At 45.6% G+C, this 1,459-nt stretch carries 2 protein-coding genes; both read right to left on the bottom strand.

Features of this window, described 5'->3' with window-relative positions:
* Positions 1–245: 245 nt before the first annotated feature.
* Complete coding sequence (locus tag R8269_RS24300) at positions 246–521, bottom strand: HPr family phosphocarrier protein (RefSeq protein WP_005468661.1); 276 nt, start codon at positions 519–521, stop codon at positions 246–248.
* Positions 522–523: 2 nt separating this feature from the next.
* The gene (gene rapZ, locus R8269_RS24295; protein ID WP_206974308.1) at positions 524–1,387 is read right to left on the bottom strand and encodes an RNase adapter RapZ; all 864 of its coding nucleotides are present in this window, start codon (positions 1,385–1,387) and stop codon (positions 524–526) included.
* Positions 1,388–1,459 lie beyond the last annotated feature (72 nt).

The following is a 1,459-nucleotide window of genomic DNA, read 5'->3' as shown; positions in this document are numbered from 1 at the left end:
TTGGTCGAATTCTATTTGCTCTGCCATTCGTTCCTCCCAATTCCTGATATTTACAATGCTTTGAATAATAACTTAATTCTAGGCACCTTTTAATAACAACTTGTGAAACAGGACAAAATTATTTGCTGAGTGACCAGAGCAGTCGCAAAGATTTGGGAGAGATATCGCTGTACTTTTTAGCTAGGAAAGGGGATTGCGCTCTATTCAGTTTGGAGGCTAGAGATTGGAACTAAAAAGCGAGTAAATTACTCGCCTTCGTCAAACTTGTCTTCAATCAGATGACATACAGCGTCGAGTGCCAACTCTGCTTGATCGCCTGTGGCATGAATCGTTACGTATTGTCCTTGAGCCGATTCCAACATCAACAGCCCCATCACGCTGTCTGCGGTGGCGGTTTTGTCTTCTTCGTTGTCGATGGTTACTACAGCATCAAAGCTTTGCGCAAGTTCTACCAACTTAACTGCGGCGCGCGCGTGTAACCCAAGACGATTTTGAATCAATACTTTACGACTTAACTCCACTGCTACTCCTTAGCATTTTTCTCGAGCGAGGTGTGACGAATCTGAACTTGATGCCCTTTATCCGCAAAGTACTCGCCAATCTGTTGGGTTAAATACACTGAGCGGTGCTTGCCGCCAGTACAGCCAATGGCTACGGTGAGATAGCTGCGATTATTTTTTTCGAGCAAAGGTAGCCAAGTTTCAATAAAACTTTCTATCTGGTACTTGAGGCTCAATACCGACTGGTGCTGCTCCAAAAACGCAGCGATAGGAGCATCTAAACCCGTCATTGGGCGCAGTGCAGGTTCCCAGTGTGGGTTCGGTAGGAATCGAACATCAAATACGTAATCTGCATCAGACGGAAGGCCGTATTTAAAGCCGAATGATTCAAAGACCATCACCAAGCCTTTGCGATCACGTCCTTCTACTCGCATGCGAACTGTTTCACTCAGTTCATGCAAAGACTGACCGCTACTGTTGAGGATTAAATCCGCATGCGCTTTTAGTGGTGTCAGGATCTCTTTTTCTCTCTCGATAGCTTGATCGAGCGATAGCGACTGACCGCCTAATGATAGCGGGTGGATGCGACGAGTTTCGCTGTAGCGTTTGAGCAAGGTTTCCTTATTGGCGTCTAAGAAAAGTACGGTTACATCGAGTTCAGTTTTTAGCTGCTCTAACGTGCCAGTCAGTTCTTTGAGCTTTTTTGGGATGTTTCGGATATCAATGCTCACCGCAACATTTTGCTTGCTGTCAGCGATGGAATGTACAAACGCATCCAATAGGTTTACTGGTAGGTTGTCGACACAGTAGTACCCTAAGTCCTCTAGCACGCGCAACGCAATACTTTTGCCTGCACCAGAGTGCCCGCTAACAACAATTAATCGCATGGTGATCGTCCTGCTTATTGGTGAATCATGATGTCGTAAAGTTCTTCATCACTCTGAGCATTGCGTAGCAAT

The sequence above is a fragment of the Vibrio sp. Vb0667 genome, assembly GCF_033391095.1.
Note: the sequence above shows the minus strand (reverse complement) of the source record. Positions and strands in the feature narration are given on the sequence as shown.